This is a genomic window from Shewanella sp. AS16 (assembly GCF_021412365.1).
GTDB classification, from domain to species: domain Bacteria; phylum Pseudomonadota; class Gammaproteobacteria; order Enterobacterales; family Shewanellaceae; genus Shewanella; species Shewanella salipaludis.
Map to the genome: position 1 here is coordinate 171,042 of NZ_JAKCLK010000005.1, position 15,678 is coordinate 186,719.

Genomic DNA, 15,678 nt, shown 5'->3' on the forward strand with positions numbered 1-15,678 from the left:
AGATTAGAAAATGCCAAGAGTTAAGCGTGGTGTAACCGCTCGTGCTCGTCACAAGAAAGTTTTAAAACTAGCCAAAGGTTATTATGGCGCTCGTAGCCGTACTTACCGTGTTGCTGTTCAGGCAGTAACTAAAGCTGGTCAATATGCTTACCGTGACCGTCGTCAGAAAAAACGTCAATTCCGTCAACTGTGGATTGCACGTATCAACGCAGCGGCTCGTCAAAATGGTCTGTCTTACAGCCGTTTCATTAACGGTCTGAAGAAGGCGTCTATCGAAATCGATCGTAAGATTTTGGCAGACATAGCTGTATTCGACAAAGTTGTATTCGCAACTTTAGTTGAAAAAGCAAAAGAAGCTTTGAACTAAGAAATTAGTGATGTGCTTTAAAGAAGGGACCGAATGGTCCCTTTTTTTGTGGCCAGAAGTGGTCATCGGCAACCGTCATTTGGCAGGGCTAAAAAAATAGCAGGCCATCGCCTGCTATCGTTAACCTTAGGTTCCAGGTATTACTTCTGGGCATCCAGGTAACGCTCGGCATCCAACGCCGCCATACAACCCGTGCCGGCAGAAGTGATAGCCTGACGGTAATGCTGGTCCATCACATCGCCGGCGGCGTATACGCCTTCGATGCTGGCTTGAGTCGCATTGCCGTTGAGGCCGCTCTGAACCTTGATATAGCCATGGTCCATATCCAACTGACCTTCGAAGATCCCTGTGTTGGGGCTATGGCCTATGGCGACAAACACCCCGGCAACGTCCAGCTCAGTGATGGCGCCGTCTTTGGTGCTCTTCATCTTGAGTCCTGTCACCCCCATGTTGTCACCCAGCACTTCGTCCAGAGTGTTATCCAGGTGCAGTATGATGTTACCGTTGGCGACCTTGTCCATCAGACGATTGATGAGGATCTTCTCCGAGCGGAAGCTGTCACGTCTATGGATGAGATGCACTTCTGAGGCTATGTTGCTCAGGTACAGGGCTTCTTCGACGGCCGTGTTACCGCCGCCTATGACGGCAACCTTTTGGTTGCGATAGAAGAAACCGTCACAGGTAGCGCAGGCAGATACGCCGCGGCCCTTGAAGGCTTCTTCCGATTCCAGGCCCAGATACTTGGCCGAGGCACCCGTGGCTATGATGAGGGCGTCACAAGTGTATTCGCCATTATCGCCCTTGAGGCGGAAAGGGCGTTCAGTCAGTGTCACTTCGTTGATGTGGTCGAACACTATTTCTGTGTCAAACTTCTCGGCATGCTTCTGCATCCGCTCCATCAGCGCCGGGCCTGTGAGGTCATCGGCATCGCCTGGCCAGTTCTCAACTTCCGTGGTGGTGGTCAGCTGACCGCCTTGCTGCATGCCTGTGATCATCACAGGTTTAAGGTTGGCACGGGCAGCATAAACGGCCGCTGTGTAGCCCGCCGGGCCCGAGCCCAAAATTAATAAGTTACTGTGTCTGGCTTGGCTCATCTTGTTTCTCCGCCTTTGCAAATTGCAGCGATTTTAGAGAATTTACCTGTAGGGGTAAAGCGCTGTCTTGTCGTTATTTTAGATTGCTCTAATCGAAAACCCGATCGAAAAAAAGGGAGCTCGAGAGCTCCCTTCACTTGATCTGTATTGGGTTACAGTAGTGCAGTGGGGGCCGTGTAGTCAAGGCTCAGCGCTTCGGCAACTTCTTTACAGGTCAGCTTACCGTGCATCACGTTAAGACCGTTCAGGAGATGCTTGTCGCCCAGCAGGGCCGCCTTATAACCTTGGTTCGCCAACTTGATGATGTATGGCAGGGTGGCGTTATTCAGGGCGAAGGTCGAAGTACGGGCAACCGCACCCGGCATGTTGGCCACACAGTAATGCACTACCTCATCGACGATATAGGTAGGATCTTGGTGTGTTGTCGCATGTGAGGTCTCGACACAACCGCCTTGGTCTATGGCCACGTCAACGATGGCGCTGCCTGGCTTCATGCGGCTGATCATTTCCTTGGTCACCAGTTTAGGTGCTGCAGCACCTGGTACCAGGACGCCACCGATAACCAAGTCGGCTTCGATAACGTGACGCTCGATGGCATCGGCAGTCGAGTAGATGGCCTTAACGGCCGAACCGAACTGGACGTTCAGGCGACGCAGTGCGTCTATGCTGCGATCCAGTACTACGACATCAGCGCCCATGCCAACAGCCATTTGCGCCGCGTTGGTGCCCACCATGCCGCCACCTATGATGACAACCTTGGCAGGCTCAACACCAGGAACACCGCCGAGCAACATACCGCGGCCGCCCATGGATTTTTCCAGCGCCATGGCACCGGCCTGGATCGACATACGACCGGCCACTTCAGACATAGGCGCCAGCAGGGGCAGGCCGCCACGGTCATCGGTCACAGTTTCATAGGCGATACAAACTGCACCGCTCTTGAGCAAATCTTCAGTTTGGGGTAAATCTGGCGCCAAATGCAGATAAGTAAACAGGATCTGGTCGTGACGCAACATAGCGCGTTCAACTGCCTGGGGCTCCTTTACTTTGACTATCATATCGGCTTTGGCAAACACTTCCGCCGCAGTGGCTAAGATCTGTGCGCCTGCATCGATATAATCCTGGTCGGTAAAACCGATACCATTGCCTGCATTTGTTTCAACAAAAACCTCATGGCCTTTCAGCGTCAGTTCGCGAACGCTTGAAGGTACCATGCCAACACGGTATTCGTGGTTTTTGATTTCCTTAGGAACACCAATTATCATCTTTCGAGCCTCAGTTGCTTGAAAACCCAGTAAATATGGGCATATTTGTTATTTTATCGTGGCCTGAACGTGATTAATTCAGGGATATCTAGTATAGTATCCCGGATGCAGTTTATGCTGCTGAACTTTCGACATACGAAGAAGAAAATGTTGTTTTAGTAATAAAACAAGGTCAAATATAATGGCATATAATAAAAAGAGTCCTGTAAAAGACTTGGATCGCATCGATCGTAACATTCTTAACGAACTTCAACTTGATGGTCGCATTTCAAATGTCGAATTGTCAAAAAGGGTAGGGCTTAGCCCAACCCCTTGTTTGGAAAGGGTAAAACGACTCGAAAAGCAAGGATACATCAATGGCTACACCGCCTTGGTCAATCCCCATTTCTTGGGCGCATCACTCCTGGTATTCGTCGAGATCACCTTAAGCCGTGATACTCCCGAAGTCTTCGACAAATTTAACCGCGCAGTGCAATTCCTGGATGACATTCAAGAATGTCATCTGGTCTCGGGTGACTTTGACTACTTGCTGAAAACCCGTGTTTCAGACATGTCAGCCTATCGTCGCCTGTTGGGAGAAACACTGTTGAAGTTACCTGCCGTCTCAGACACCCGTACCTATGTCGTCATGGAAGAAGTCAAACAAACCAGCAGGGTCGCTATAAACCAATTATCGGAAGCCACAAGCGCCTAATAATCAGGTTTATAAATATGGGGCCCTGGGCCCCTTATTTTTTTGTGTTTTACAGTCCGGCATCTTGAGTTATCTGTGCCAATACCCTGACTAAAGAGTGAAAGCATGCGGCAGCGACTTTCAGGGCAAGCACAGGGAAACCACTGTCTGACAAGCCTTTTAGCGCCCATCCCCCCGATCGCAAATTGACTAAAAGCCCATTTTCCCGCTTGATACCCCTGATTTGCCGTGAACACAAGTTAATTCGCTGCACATTCACTAAGATTCTGGTATCGTTACGACACCTGTTTTCATCATTTTATGGATTCTTCGTTTGTCTCAGGAAAATAGTGTATCTACGCTCAGCGGACTGCAGCGCCTGCTGGAAGGCGGCCTCATTTTATGTTGCATGGTGGCGACTTATATCCTTTTGGCCCTGACCAGTTTCGATCCCGTCGATCCGGGCTGGAGTCAGTCGCACTTTCAAGGCGAGATTAAAAACCTCACTGGTGCCGTCGGTGCCTGGCTGGCCGATGTGTTGCTGTATTTCTTCGGTTTTACTGCCTATCTGATCCCCATGATCACCGCCGCCACCGGCTGGCTCATCTTCAAACGAGCCCATAAGCTACTGGAAATTGATTATTTTTCCGTGGGTTTACGTTTAATAGGTTTCCTCTTGGTGGTGCTCAGCCTGGCGGCATTGGCGAGCATGAACGCCAACGATATCTACGAGTTCTCCGCCGGCGGGGTTGCCGGGGATGTGATAGGCCAGGCCATGTTGCCTTACTTCAATCAGCTGGGCACAACCTTACTGCTGCTATGCTTCGTCGGCGCCGGCTTCACCCTGCTGACGGGGATCAGCTGGGTCACGGTCGTCGAGTTGACCGGGTTCGCCGCCATCCGCAGCTTTCGCTTCCTGCGCCGTATCCCGGGTTATTTCAGGCGGCCGGCCGAGACTGAGGATACCCGCGGCTTCATGTCCGTGGTCGATAAATTCCGTCAGCATCGCCATAGCCAAACACAGGTCGAAGACAGCGACTATCAGGCGGATGATGAGGCCTATGATGAAGCGGCTGAAGCGCAGGACATCGAGGACAGTGCCGACAAGCCCAGATCCGGCATTCGCGAGCTCTTGTCTGTCAACCGTCTGAAGCAGAACCTCAGGATAGAACCCAAGTTGGAACCCAAGCCTGAACCTGGGTCTGGGTTCGGATCTGAGACGGCTGCAGATTCCACACCTCCCTGGACCGCCCGCGATGAGGGTTCAGACTATGACGACGAGGTCATCACAGACATAGATTTCGATACCAAGGCATCGACCGGCGCCGTCAGTCTGGCACAGCGCAGCAAGCAAGCCCCTGAGTCTGCAGCCCAACAGCCTATGCCAGCCAAGCTCCAGGAAACCAAGTCCCAGGAAACCAAGGCCAAGATAGTCGACGGCATAGTGGTATTGCCCAACCAGGGCGAGCTCCAGAGCCGCAGCGAGCCCATGGAACCTCTGCCGAGCATCAACTTGCTCGACGTGCCGGATCGCAAGAAGAATCCCATCAGCCAGGCCGAGCTGGATCTGGTCGCCCGTTTGGTCGAAACCAAGCTGGCCGATTTTAATATCATAGCCAATGTGGTCGGCGTCTATCCAGGTCCTGTGATCACCCGTTTCGAGCTCGAATTGGCTCCAGGGGTGAAGGCCTCCAAGATTTCCAACCTCTCCAGGGATTTGGCCCGCTCTCTGCTGGCCGAGAGTGTGCGTGTGGTCGAAGTGATCCCCGGCAAGGCCTATGTGGGTCTGGAGTTGCCGAACAAGTTCCGTGAAACCGTGTATATGCGTGATGTACTCGACTGCGACGCCTTCACCGAGAACAAGTCGAATTTGACCATGGTGTTGGGACAGGACATTTCCGGCGATCCCGTGGTGGTCGACTTGGGCAAGATGCCGCACCTCTTGGTGGCGGGCACCACGGGCTCGGGCAAGTCGGTCGGGGTCAATGTGATGATCACCAGCCTGCTGTATAAGTCAGGTCCGGAAGATGTGCGCTTCATCATGATAGATCCCAAGATGCTGGAGCTGTCAGTGTACGAAGGCATTCCCCATCTTCTGTGTGAGGTGGTGACCGACATGAAGGAAGCCGCCAACGCACTGCGTTGGTGTGTGGGGGAGATGGAGCGGCGCTACAAGCTGATGTCGGCGCTCGGCGTGCGTAACCTCAAGGGCTACAACGCGAAAATCGCCGAGGCCAAGGCCCGCGGCGAAGCCATATTGGATCCGCTGTGGAAGTCTTCGGACAGCATGGAGCCGGAAGCCCCAGAGCTGGACAAATTGCCATCGATAGTGGTGGTGGTCGATGAGTTTGCCGACATGATGATGATCGTCGGCAAGAAGGTCGAAGAGCTCATCGCCCGTATAGCCCAGAAGGCCCGCGCCGCCGGCATACATCTGATCCTGGCGACCCAGAGACCTTCGGTGGATGTGATCACCGGCCTCATCAAGGCCAACATTCCCACCCGCATGGCCTTCCAGGTATCCTCACGGATAGACTCTCGCACCATATTGGATCAACAGGGTGCCGAGACACTGCTGGGCATGGGCGACATGCTCTACCTGCCGCCGGGCACCAGTGTTCCCACCCGGGTACATGGCGCCTTCATCGACGATCATGAAGTACATAAGGTGGTAGCCGACTGGCATGCCCGCGGCAAGCCCCAGTACATAGATGACATATTGCAGGGAGCCAACGATGGCGAGCAGGTGCTGTTGCCGGGTGAGGCCGCCGAGGGGGATGATGAGTTGGACTCCCTCTACGACGAGGCCGTTGCCTTCGTCACCGAGACCCGCAGAGGCTCGATTTCCAGCGTGCAGCGTAAATTCAAGATAGGCTATAACAGGGCAGCCCGTATCATAGAGCAGATGGAAATGCAGGGCATAGTCAGCTCCCAGGGGCACAACGGTAACCGTGAAGTGCTGGCACCGCCGCCACCTAAAAATTTTAACGACTGAGGTTGAGAGTGACTAAATTATTCAAAGCATTAGTATTGGCAATTCCCCTTATGACCCAGACATGCGTCTGGGCCGACGATGCCGAGCTGCTCAGAGCCAGGCTGACGGATATGTCTTCCCTGCGGGCCGAGTTCCAACAGACGGTAACGGACGTCAATCAGAAGCTGATCCAACAGGGCAGCGGTGTGTTCGCCCTGGCTTATCCCAACCAGTTTTACTGGCACCTGACGGCCCCGGATGAGTCTTTGATCGTCGCCGATGGCACAGAACTGTGGATCTATAATCCTTTCGCCGAAGAGGTCACCCTGATGGACATGGATCAGGCGATACAGGCTTCGCCCATCGCCTTGCTGGTGCATAGGGATGCGCAAACCTGGGCGCAGTATGATGTCAGCCGTGACGTGTCAGGCGATGATCCGGCCCACGAGTGTTTCGCCATCCGCCCCAAGGCGACAGATACCAGTGTGCAGGCGGTCAACCTGTGTTTCGAGGCCAAGTTGTTGACGGATTTTCGTATCGAGGATGAACAGGGCAACCTGAGTCGTTTCCTGCTCAGCCAGCAACGTCCCATGCAAGACAGCGAGAGGTCGCTATTCCACTTCAGTGCCCCGGCGGATGTCGACATAGACGATCAACGCCGGAACCCCGAGGTTCAGGTAAAGCAGTGAGCAGCCTAAGTTTCGATTTTGCCCCCGACTTTCGTCCCCTGGCCGCAAGAATGCGCCCCAGGGTATTGGAAGAATACATAGGCCAGGCCCACTTGCTTGGCCAGGGACAAGCCTTGCGTCAGGCGCTCGAGGCCGGCCGGGCACACTCCATGTTGCTGTGGGGACCTCCTGGTACCGGCAAGACCACACTGGCGGAATTGGTGGCCCATTATGCCAATGCCCATGTCGAACGCATCTCGGCGGTCAGCTCAGGGGTGAAAGAAATACGCGCGGCGATTGAACAGGCCAAAGCCGTGGCCCAATCCCGCGGACAGCGCACCTTGCTGTTCGTCGACGAGGTCCACAGGTTTAACAAGAGCCAGCAGGACGCCTTTCTGCCCTTCATCGAAGACGGCACAGTGATCTTCGTTGGCGCCACCACGGAAAACCCTTCGTTCGAACTCAACAACGCCTTGTTATCCAGGGCGCGGGTCTATCTGATTAAACGCCTGGATAAGGACGAAATCACCCGGATAGTGGCCCAGGCTTTGGCCGATGTCGACCGGGGGCTGGGCAAGCGCTGCCTGTCCATGCCGGGGGAGGTGAGCGAAAAACTCGCTAAGTTATGCGATGGCGATGCGCGCAAGGCACTCAACCTCATCGAGCTGATGAGTGACATGCTGCCCGATGGCGGCGAGTTCGAGGTGAGCCATCTGTCCCAGGTGGCCGGCCATCAACTGGCGGGCTTCGATAAGAATGGCGATCAGTTCTACGATCTGATCTCGGCGGTGCATAAGTCCATCCGCGGCTCGGCGCCGGATGCCGCCCTGTACTGGTATTGCCGAATTCTCGAAGGCGGCGGCGATCCCCTGTATGTCGCCAGACGCCTGCTGGCCATCGCCTCGGAGGATGTCGGCAACGCAGATCCCGCCGCCATGACCATAGCCCTCAACGCCTGGGATTGTTTCCATAGAGTCGGCCCGGCCGAAGGCGAACGGGCCATAGCCCAGGCCATAGTCTATCTCGCCAGTGCGCCCAAGAGCAACGCCGTGTATACCGCCTTCAAGGCCGCCCGCGCCCTGGCCCGGGAAACGGGTCAGGAAGCCGTACCGTTGCACCTGCGCAACGCGCCGACCAAGTTGATGCAGGAACTGGGGATGGGAGAAGGCTACCGTTATGCCCACGATGAACCCCATGCCTATGCCAGCGGCGAAAACTATTTTCCACCTGCGCTGCAGGAGGCGCGTTTCTACTATCCGACCGAGCGCGGTTTCGAGAAGCGCATCAGGGATAAATTGGCACAATTGGCGCAGTGGGACAGCGACAGCGAGACAAAACGTTATGATTAATTTGCTTTTTGTCGCGCTTGGCGGTTCGATCGGTGCGGTTTTGCGCTATCTTGTTTCAATATTGATGTTTCAGCTATTTGGCAGTGGTTTTCCTTTTGGTACACTGTTGGTCAATATCTTAGGCTCATTTTCAATGGGCATGATTTATGCCTTGGGGCAGGCAACACATGTCAGCCCGGAATTGAAAGCCTTAGTCGGTGTCGGCCTGCTCGGTGCCCTGACGACGTTTTCCACTTTCTCCAACGAGACCTTGCTGCTGATGCAGGAGGGCCAGTTGTTGAAAGCGATTATGAATGTAGTGCTTAACCTGAGTCTGTGTCTATTCATGGTGTACTTGGGTCAACAACTGATTTTTTCGCGCCTTTAACCATAAAGAATATAAAACATGTTAGATCCTAAATACTTACGTAACGAACTCGAAGCCACGGCCGCCCGACTGGCCAGCCGGGGCTTTACTCTCGATGTCGAACGCTTGCAGAAGCTGGAAGAGCAGCGTAAATCGCTGCAAGTCACCACCGAAGAATTGCAGGCCTCGCGCAACGCCATCTCCAAGTCCATAGGCCAGGCGAAGGCCCGCGGCGAAGATGTTGCCGCCATCATGGCCCAGGTCGGGGATCTCGGTTCACAGCTGGATGCCAAGAAGCACGAACTGGCGGCGCTGCTGGAAGAGATCAACGCCATCGCCATGAGCATGCCCAACCTGCCGGACGAGTCGGCGCCACTGGGCGCAGACGAGAACGACAATGTCGAAGTGCGCCGTTGGGGCACGCCGCGCAGCTTCGATTTCGAGGTGAAAGATCACCTGGATCTCGGTGAGGCCCTGCAAGGTTTGGACTTCAAGAGTGCGGTGAAGATCACCGGCTCGCGTTTCATAGTAATGAAAGGCCAAATTGCCCGCCTGAACCGTGCCATAGGCCAGTTCATGTTGGATCTGCATACAGAGCAGCATGGATACCGGGAAACTTATGTGCCCCTGTTGGTCAATGCCGACAGCCTGCTGGGCACGGGTCAGCTTCCCAAGTTCGGTGAAGATCTCTTCCATACCCAACCCGCTACCGAAGAGGGCCAGGGCCTGAGCCTGATCCCGACCGCCGAAGTGCCGCTGACCAACCTGGTACGGGACGCCATAGTGGATGAAGACGAACTGCCGATAAAGATGACCGCGCTGACCGCCTGTTTCCGCAGCGAAGCCGGCTCTTACGGTAAAGACACCCGGGGTCTGATACGCCAACATCAGTTCGACAAGGTGGAACTGGTGCAACTGGTTAAGCCCGAAGATTCCATGGCCGCCCTGGACGCCTTGACCGGTCACGCAGAGAAAGTGCTGCAGCTGCTCGGCCTGCCTTACCGCACAGTGATCTTATGCACGGGCGACATGGGCTTTGGTGCCAGCAAGACGTTCGATATCGAGGTCTGGTTGCCGGCGCAGAACACCTACAGGGAAATCTCCTCCTGTTCCAACATGAAAGATTTCCAGGCCCGCAGAATGCAGGCGCGGTATCGCAACAAGGCGGATAACAAGCCGGCCTTGCTCCATACCCTCAACGGTTCGGGTCTGGCGGTCGGCCGTACCTTGGTGGCCATACTGGAAAACTATCAGAATGCCGACGGCAGCATCACAGTGCCAGACGTACTGCGTCCTTACATGGGCGGCATCGATAAGATCGGCTAAGGAGTTGATTGATATTCGATGGACAAGGGTCAGCGTTATCTTCGCTGGCTTTCCTATGTCGTCATCATAAGCCTGTTTTCAGGGGTCATGTTGACGACCTTAGGCAAAGCGCTCTGGCTGGTGCTGCAACACCTCTGGTAAAAAAGCGCCGACACGAGTTCGGCGCTTTTTTTTATCTCAATTTTCCTTGCCTGTCGCTGTTGCCTGACCCATGGAGATCAGGACTAGAGACACTTGGCCGGTTTCGGCAGGCCGGCAATCTTGGTCGCTTGTTTCGCCGGGCCGATAGGGAACAGGGTGTAGAGGTATTTGGAGTTGCCCTTATCCGGCCCCAATGCCTGGCCCAGCGCCTTGACCAACACACGGATCGCCGGGCTGGTCTTGTATTCCAGGTAGAAGTTACGCACGAAATGTATCACTTCCCAATGGGCCGGGGTGAGCTCTATGTCTTCGGCCGCGGCGAGGATCTCGGCAAGTTGTTCATTCCAGTCGGCAACATTCTTCAGGTAGCCCTGGGGATCCGTGGCTATCTGTTTGCCTTGATATTCGATATAACTCTCTGTATGACTCACCAGCTGATCACCTTGGTATGACTGAGTGACAGATCGACAAAATCTGCATAGTCTATCTGCGTAAAATTCTTCAACAGCTCACCCAGGCCGCGGGCCTGCACATCCTGTTGCAACAACATGAGCTTGAAGGGTGACAGCGCCATGGCCCATTGACGTTGCAACAGGGCATTGACGCCATTGCCCGCCAGCAGAATAGTGTCTTCCTTGCGGGCATAACGCAGGCATAGCTTGAGCGCGCTGTCGTTGTTCGGGGACGTTTGAATATGGTGGAGTATCATCAGAAGACCAGGACCTCATCTGCCTGAGCCAGATGGCCGGCAATTTGCTCGTGATTGAACACAGTCACAGGAATGGACAGCAGACCTGTGCTCAAGCCCAATTCTGCCAGGGACTGCTTGCACACAAGCACTGTCTCGACATCATACAGGGGTAGGGCCTTGAAGGTGGCTATGTAGTCCTTGGCGCCTATGAGTTCGGGTTGCTGCTGTTTCAACAGGTTCAGCACACCTTCGTCCATGAAGAGCAAGCTCACCTCCTGCTCGAAGCTGGCACTGAGCAGCGCCAGATCCAGTCCCTCGCGGCCATGGGCTGTGCCATGGGGAGCGCGGCGAAACACTATGCATAATTTCTTCATACTAGAAACTCACCACTCTGTCGGCCTGCTCTATGCCTGTCACCAGCTCGCCCAGTCCGCCCATGACGAAGGGCGACGCCAGGTTCCAGTGTTCCCTGGCATTCTCGCGGGCATCCTGCTCGGAGAGAATGCCGCGCCTGAGCGCCGCCGAGACGCAATTGACCAGTTCGAGCCCTGTGTCATTGGCCAGTTCGGTCCAGGCCCGGGTCAGGTCAAACTCATCCGAAGCCGGGCAGTTGAGTGCATTGCTGTTAAACACGCCGTCCTGGTAGAAAAATACCCGGATGACGCTGTGGCCCTGCGCCTGCGCCGCCTTGGTGAAGCGATAGGCATTCATACTCGCGGCCGAGCCATAGGCGGGCGAGTTCACCTGCACGATAAATTTACTCATGGCAACACTCTTGGACTTTCTGTCATAAACACTCTGCCTTGAAATCTGGGGCATGAAATCATCCGCCATAAAAAATGGCCCTCAAGCGGGCCATTTTAGCGCAAATTTAGTGATTTGGGATCAATCATCACCGCCTATGCCCATCAAGTGCAGGATGCTGATGAACAGGTTGAGGAAGTCCAGATACAGGGAAATGGTTGCGCGGATATAGTTGGTCTCGCCACCGTTAACTATGCGACTGGTATCGAACAGGATGAAGGCGGTCATCAGCAATGCCACGCCGGCATTGATGGCCATGAACACCACGCCACTGCCGAGGAATAAGTTAAGCACGGCGGCGGCGATAACCACTATCAGGCCGGCGAACAGGAAACCGCGCAGGAAAGAGAAGTCTTTCTTGGTGGTTAAGGCATAGGCCGACAGGGCAATGAAGATCACCGAGGTCAAGCCCAGCGCCTGCATTATCAGTGCCGGACCATTGGCCATGCCGGCATAGTGGTTGAGCATATACCCCAGAGAGGCGCCTTCCATACCGGTAAAGGCAAACACCCAGAAAATACCTGCGGCAGATTCGGCCTTGCGCAAGGTCACGAATAACAGCACCAGGCCACCGACAGACAGGCCCAGGGACATCAGGGGGCTGATTTGCAGTGCCATGGCGAGGCCGGCACACAGGGCGGAAAAGGCCAGTGTCATGGACAGCAACATATAAGTATTTTTCAGCAGCTTGTTCACTTCCAGTGTGGACGCGCGGCCGGCATAAAGTGTTTCTTGGGTCATGATTATCTCCGTTGACACAGCTAAGGTTGGCAGCCGAGAAGCCGCCATGGATCTGTTCCAGTGGCTCAACGCACCCTCGGCCAGATGCAGTTCCGATAATACCCGAGTACGGATGCTTGTTAAAGCGCAGCCATTCATTTCAGTCAGTTAATCTGCTTAAGCCAGCCACTCACGATGCAGTTTGTCGGTATCGCCCAGATAGTCGAGTACCCAGGCCAGTGCCGGCGACATCTTGTCGGCATTCCAGGCCAAGCAGCAGGGACTGACGGCGAGCGGTCGTTCCAGCTGTTTCTCCACCAGGGCGCCGGCCTTGATGAAAGCGCTCGCCAGATGGGCCGGCATATAGCCGACGCCCAGGCCTTCACGGAAGCAGTTTATCGCGCGTATCCAGTCGGGTACCACCAGGCGGCGTTGATTGTCCAGCAGCCAGGTGAGCCGCTTGGGGATCTCCCGCGAGGTGTCTTCCAGGCAAATGGAGGGGAAGGGCCGCAGTTCATCGTCCGTCAGCGGCCTGTCTATCTCTGCCAGGGGATGATGCTTACTGACCAGGAAGGCCCACTCTATCTCGCCCATGTCCTTATACTGGTACACGCCACCCACAGGGATGGCGGTAGTCGCACCTATGGCGACATCGCTGCGGCCCGTGGCCAGGGCCTCCCACACGCCGTTAAACACTTCTATGCGTATGATGAGCTCTATGTCCTGGAAGTGACGGTAGAAATCGGCGATCAGCACGCTGATACGATCCGCCCGCACTATGTTATCCAGGGCGATGGACAGGGTAGGTTGCCAGCCGTTGGCGACCCTCTGGGTGCCGCGCTTGATCTCATCCAAATGTTGCAGCACGGCACGGGACTCCCTGACGAAGTGTTCGCCGGCCGGGGTCAGGCTGACGCTGCGATGGTGACGGATGAAGAGCATCACCCCAAGTTCTTCTTCTATCTGTTTGATTGCATAGCTGACGGCCGAAGGCACCTTATGCAGCTTGTTCGCCGCCGCGGTGAAACTGCCGACCCGGGCCACTATGTCTATGAGTTCCAGCGCTTGTTCTGAGAGCATATGCCGCCTTCCATTGCCATGAGAATATTTGATTGCAGTCATCAAAAATAAACGTTTCCCATGGCTTTGGCAAGTTATTAGACTGCAGAGCTATTTTGCCAAACCAGCACTCTTGCTGCCGAATTTAACGAGCGATACCGTAATGAATATGAAATTTTTTATCTTTCTCTGCTACCTGGCACTGCTGAGCATGCTGGGATTCATTGCTACAGACATGTATTTACCAGCATTCAAAGCAATTGAAGGCACATTCGACGCCAGCCCGTCACAAGTGGCCATGTCCCTGACTTGCTTCCTGGCGGGGTTGGCCATCGGCCAGTTGCTCTATGGCCCCCTGGTACACAGATTCGGTAAGCGCACCGCTCTGATCGGTGGTTTGGTCCTGTTTGCCCTGGCCAGTCTGGCGATTGCCAACAGCGAATCTATCCTCATGCTCAACCTGGGGCGCTTCTTCCAGGCGCTCGGTGCCTGCAGCGCCGCCGTCATCTGGCAAGCCATAGTGATAGAGCAGTATGATGCCGACAAGGCTCAGGGGATCTTCAGCAACATAATGCCACTGGTGGCCCTATCGCCGGCACTGGCTCCGATCGTCGGTGCCAGCATATTGAATGCCTTCGATTGGCGCAGCATCTTCATCGCCCTGTGTACCATCGCCCTCCTGCTGGTGCTCTTGACCTGGTATCTGGTGCCCGCACGCAAGGCGCACCATGGGGAGAAACCCGCGAGTGTCGGCTACCTGCAGATGCTGGCAAATCGCACCTATCTCGGCAATGTGATCATCTTCGGTGCCTGTTCGGCGGCCTTCTTCGCCTACCTGACCCTCTGGCCCATAGTGATGGAACAGCATGGTTATCAGGCGACTGAAATCGGCTTGAGCTTCATTCCCCAGACCATAATGTTCATCGTCGGTGGCTACGCCAGCAAGTCTCTGATCAAGCGGGTCGGTGCCGACAAGACCCTGAGCATACTCCTGGCCATCTTCGGCAGCTGTGTTGCCGCCATAGTGATTTTTACCCTGTTGCTGCCAACGGCAAGCATTTTCCCTCTGCTGATCGCCTTCTCTGTATTGGCCGCCGCCAACGGCGCCACTTACCCTATAGTGGTCAACAATGCGCTGCAGCAATTTACTCAGTCTGCCGCCAAGGCCGCTGGGTTACAGAACTTCCTGCAGATCAGCATCGCCTTCGGCGCCTCCAGCCTGGTCGCCGTCTGGGCGGAGCAGGGTGAACGCACCATAGGCCTGGGGATCTTGGGTTGTGCCTTGTTGGTGTTGCTGGGCTTCATGCTCAAAGAAAAGGCTAAAAGTGCCGCCAATCTGCCGCAACAGGGCTGCAGCGCCGACCTGGGCGCCTGACAAGTCAGACTAAGGGGTCGACTGTTGCGCATAAGTTAAGCAGTCGACGCAGATTTATAAAATACTGCTTTACAGTGGCGCGCCTTACTTATAATATGCGCCTCGTTCGGAGGGGTGGCAGAGTGGTTGAATGCACCGGTCTTGAAAACCGGCATGGGTTTATAGCCCATCCAGGGTTCAAATCCCTGCTCCTCCGCCATATTTAAGATGAAGGGTCACTAGCAATAGTGGCCCTTTTTCGTATTTTTACTAGGCAAGATATAGGTTTATAGCACTCCTATGCAGGGTTTAAATCCTGCTCCTCCGCCATATTCAACGGGAAAGGTCGTCAGCAATGACGGCCTTTTTTGTATGCAGATCTTAAAGCAAATCTTAAAGCAGCTCTTAAAACAGGCATGGGTTTATAGCACTCTCATGCAGGGTTTAGATCCTGCTCCTCCGCCATATTCAACGGGAAAGGTCGTCAGCAATGACGGCCTTTTTTGTATGCAGATCTTAAAGCAAACCTTAAAGCTGCTCTTAAAACAGGCATGGGTTTATAGCACCCTCATGCAGGGTTCAAATCCTGCTCCTCCGCCATATTTAAGATGAAGGGCCACTAGCAATAGTGGCCCTTTTTCGTATGTAACCTCGAGGTCCAAGAGCCGGGGCCACCAGCATGGCGCCTCTTCGCGTTTGAAACCTGGCAGGCGAGATCTGCGAGCCGGCAAATAAAGACCCGATAACCAATGTCTTATACGAAAGCAGCGCCTTCTCCAGCATGAGTCCATGGCTGCCCTGCGTTTAGTCTCCTGTTGAAACCGGCCGGGCTGTGACTCTGTACATC

Annotated in this window: 17 protein-coding genes and 1 tRNA gene; 10 read left to right on the forward strand and 8 right to left on the reverse strand. The window is 54.7% G+C overall.

Going from position 1 to position 15,678, the window contains the following annotated elements; all coding sequences use genetic code 11:
- Nucleotides 1-10: 10 nt before the first annotated feature.
- Complete coding sequence (rplT, locus tag LZP73_RS14020; RefSeq protein WP_006081652.1) at nt 11-367, forward strand: 50S ribosomal protein L20; 357 nt, start codon at nt 11-13, stop codon at nt 365-367.
- Nucleotides 368-507: 140 nt separating this feature from the next.
- Here the strand turns inward: rplT and trxB are convergent, their stop codons facing one another.
- Both trxB and ald read right to left on the reverse strand, forming a co-directional pair.
- The gene (gene trxB, locus LZP73_RS14025) at nt 508-1,461 is read right to left on the reverse strand and encodes a thioredoxin-disulfide reductase (RefSeq protein ID WP_234235626.1); all 954 of its coding nucleotides are present in this window, start codon (nt 1,459-1,461) and stop codon (nt 508-510) included.
- A 152-nt stretch (nt 1,462-1,613) separates the two neighbouring features.
- On the reverse strand, nt 1,614-2,726 hold the full coding sequence (gene ald, locus LZP73_RS14030; protein ID WP_234235627.1) for an alanine dehydrogenase: 1,113 nt from the start codon (nt 2,724-2,726) through the stop codon (nt 1,614-1,616).
- Nucleotides 2,727-2,907: 181 nt separating this feature from the next.
- Between ald and lrp the strand changes: the two genes are divergently transcribed.
- The 7 genes from lrp to LZP73_RS21340 all read left to right on the forward strand — a co-directional run bounded on the left by lrp (nt 2,908) and on the right by LZP73_RS21340 (nt 10,203).
- Nucleotides 2,908-3,420: a leucine-responsive transcriptional regulator Lrp gene (lrp, locus tag LZP73_RS14035; protein WP_169562633.1), complete on the forward strand. Its 513-nt coding sequence runs from the start codon at nt 2,908-2,910 to the stop codon at nt 3,418-3,420.
- A gap of 313 nt (nt 3,421-3,733) precedes the next feature.
- Nucleotides 3,734-6,394: a DNA translocase FtsK gene (locus LZP73_RS14040; RefSeq protein ID WP_234235628.1), complete on the forward strand. Its 2,661-nt coding sequence runs from the start codon at nt 3,734-3,736 to the stop codon at nt 6,392-6,394.
- Nucleotides 6,395-6,402: 8 nt separating this feature from the next.
- Entirely contained in the window at nt 6,403-7,062 is a 660-nt protein-coding gene (gene lolA / locus LZP73_RS14045; RefSeq protein WP_442800745.1) for an outer membrane lipoprotein chaperone LolA, read from the forward strand.
- Nucleotides 7,059-8,390 carry a replication-associated recombination protein A gene (locus LZP73_RS14050; RefSeq protein WP_234235630.1) on the forward strand — a complete coding sequence of 444 codons (1,332 nt, stop codon included), beginning with the start codon at nt 7,059-7,061 and terminating at the stop codon, nt 8,388-8,390. The genes lolA and LZP73_RS14050 overlap by 4 nt, the downstream gene beginning before the upstream one ends.
- Entirely contained in the window at nt 8,383-8,757 is a 375-nt protein-coding gene (crcB, locus tag LZP73_RS14055) for a fluoride efflux transporter CrcB (RefSeq protein ID WP_169562625.1), read from the forward strand. Before LZP73_RS14050 ends, crcB begins: the two co-directional genes overlap by 8 nt.
- An 18-nt stretch (nt 8,758-8,775) precedes the next feature.
- Nucleotides 8,776-10,062: a serine--tRNA ligase gene (gene serS / locus LZP73_RS14060; RefSeq protein ID WP_234235631.1), complete on the forward strand. Its 1,287-nt coding sequence runs from the start codon at nt 8,776-8,778 to the stop codon at nt 10,060-10,062.
- 18 nt (nt 10,063-10,080) lie between these two features.
- Nucleotides 10,081-10,203, forward strand: a complete 123-nt coding sequence (locus LZP73_RS21340) for a hypothetical protein (RefSeq protein ID WP_267960190.1) — start codon at nt 10,081-10,083, stop codon at nt 10,201-10,203.
- A gap of 83 nt (nt 10,204-10,286) precedes the next feature.
- Here the strand turns inward: LZP73_RS21340 and LZP73_RS14065 are convergent, their stop codons facing one another.
- From LZP73_RS14065 to punR, 6 genes are all read right to left on the reverse strand, one after another.
- The gene (locus tag LZP73_RS14065; RefSeq protein ID WP_234235632.1) at nt 10,287-10,634 is read right to left on the reverse strand and encodes a TusE/DsrC/DsvC family sulfur relay protein; all 348 of its coding nucleotides are present in this window, start codon (nt 10,632-10,634) and stop codon (nt 10,287-10,289) included.
- On the reverse strand, nt 10,631-10,912 hold the full coding sequence (gene tusB / locus LZP73_RS14070; protein WP_234235633.1) for a sulfurtransferase complex subunit TusB: 282 nt from the start codon (nt 10,910-10,912) through the stop codon (nt 10,631-10,633). The genes LZP73_RS14065 and tusB overlap by 4 nt, the downstream gene beginning before the upstream one ends.
- A complete protein-coding gene (tusC, locus tag LZP73_RS14075; protein WP_234235634.1) occupies nt 10,912-11,268 on the reverse strand; it encodes a sulfurtransferase complex subunit TusC in 357 nt (118 codons plus the stop codon). Before tusC ends, tusB begins: the two co-directional genes overlap by 1 nt.
- 1 nt (nt 11,269) lies before the next feature.
- Nucleotides 11,270-11,659, reverse strand: a complete 390-nt coding sequence (tusD, locus tag LZP73_RS14080; RefSeq protein WP_169562616.1) for a sulfurtransferase complex subunit TusD — start codon at nt 11,657-11,659, stop codon at nt 11,270-11,272.
- A 120-nt stretch (nt 11,660-11,779) separates the two neighbouring features.
- Nucleotides 11,780-12,439, reverse strand: a complete 660-nt coding sequence (locus tag LZP73_RS14085; protein WP_234235635.1) for a Bax inhibitor-1/YccA family protein — start codon at nt 12,437-12,439, stop codon at nt 11,780-11,782.
- Between the two features lie 156 nt (nt 12,440-12,595).
- On the reverse strand, nt 12,596-13,498 hold the full coding sequence (gene punR, locus LZP73_RS14090; protein ID WP_169562612.1) for a DNA-binding transcriptional activator PunR: 903 nt from the start codon (nt 13,496-13,498) through the stop codon (nt 12,596-12,598).
- A 142-nt stretch (nt 13,499-13,640) separates the two neighbouring features.
- Between punR and punC the strand changes: the two genes are divergently transcribed.
- Nucleotides 13,641-14,852, forward strand: coding sequence for a purine nucleoside transporter PunC (gene punC / locus LZP73_RS14095; RefSeq protein ID WP_234235636.1), 1,212 nt, complete (start codon nt 13,641-13,643; stop codon nt 14,850-14,852).
- A gap of 108 nt (nt 14,853-14,960) precedes the next feature.
- Nucleotides 14,961-15,051 (forward strand) — tRNA-Ser (locus tag LZP73_RS14100).
- The last annotated feature ends 627 nt before the right edge of the window (nt 15,052-15,678 follow it).

What these genes read in the sequence shown, in the direction of transcription:
- rplT (WP_006081652.1), top strand. Translation starts at nt 11, where the DNA reads ATGCCAAGAGTTAAGCGTGGTGTAACCGCTCGTGCTCGTCACAAGAAA.
- serS (WP_234235631.1), top strand. Translation starts at nt 8,776, where the DNA reads ATGTTAGATCCTAAATACTTACGTAACGAACTCGAAGCCACGGCCGCC.
- lrp (WP_169562633.1), top strand. Translation starts at nt 2,908, where the DNA reads ATGGCATATAATAAAAAGAGTCCTGTAAAAGACTTGGATCGCATCGAT.
- punC (WP_234235636.1), top strand. Translation starts at nt 13,641, where the DNA reads ATGAATATGAAATTTTTTATCTTTCTCTGCTACCTGGCACTGCTGAGC.
- tusC (WP_234235634.1), bottom strand. Translation starts at nt 11,268, where the DNA reads ATGAAGAAATTATGCATAGTGTTTCGCCGCGCTCCCCATGGCACAGCC.
- LZP73_RS14085 (WP_234235635.1), bottom strand. Translation starts at nt 12,439, where the DNA reads ATGACCCAAGAAACACTTTATGCCGGCCGCGCGTCCACACTGGAAGTG.
- ald (WP_234235627.1), bottom strand. Translation starts at nt 2,726, where the DNA reads ATGATAATTGGTGTTCCTAAGGAAATCAAAAACCACGAATACCGTGTT.
- LZP73_RS21340 (WP_267960190.1), top strand. Translation starts at nt 10,081, where the DNA reads ATGGACAAGGGTCAGCGTTATCTTCGCTGGCTTTCCTATGTCGTCATC.
- tusB (WP_234235633.1), bottom strand. Translation starts at nt 10,912, where the DNA reads ATGATACTCCACCATATTCAAACGTCCCCGAACAACGACAGCGCGCTC.
- trxB (WP_234235626.1), bottom strand. Translation starts at nt 1,461, where the DNA reads ATGAGCCAAGCCAGACACAGTAACTTATTAATTTTGGGCTCGGGCCCG.
- tusD (WP_169562616.1), bottom strand. Translation starts at nt 11,659, where the DNA reads ATGAGTAAATTTATCGTGCAGGTGAACTCGCCCGCCTATGGCTCGGCC.
- crcB (WP_169562625.1), top strand. Translation starts at nt 8,383, where the DNA reads ATGATTAATTTGCTTTTTGTCGCGCTTGGCGGTTCGATCGGTGCGGTT.
- punR (WP_169562612.1), bottom strand. Translation starts at nt 13,498, where the DNA reads ATGCTCTCAGAACAAGCGCTGGAACTCATAGACATAGTGGCCCGGGTC.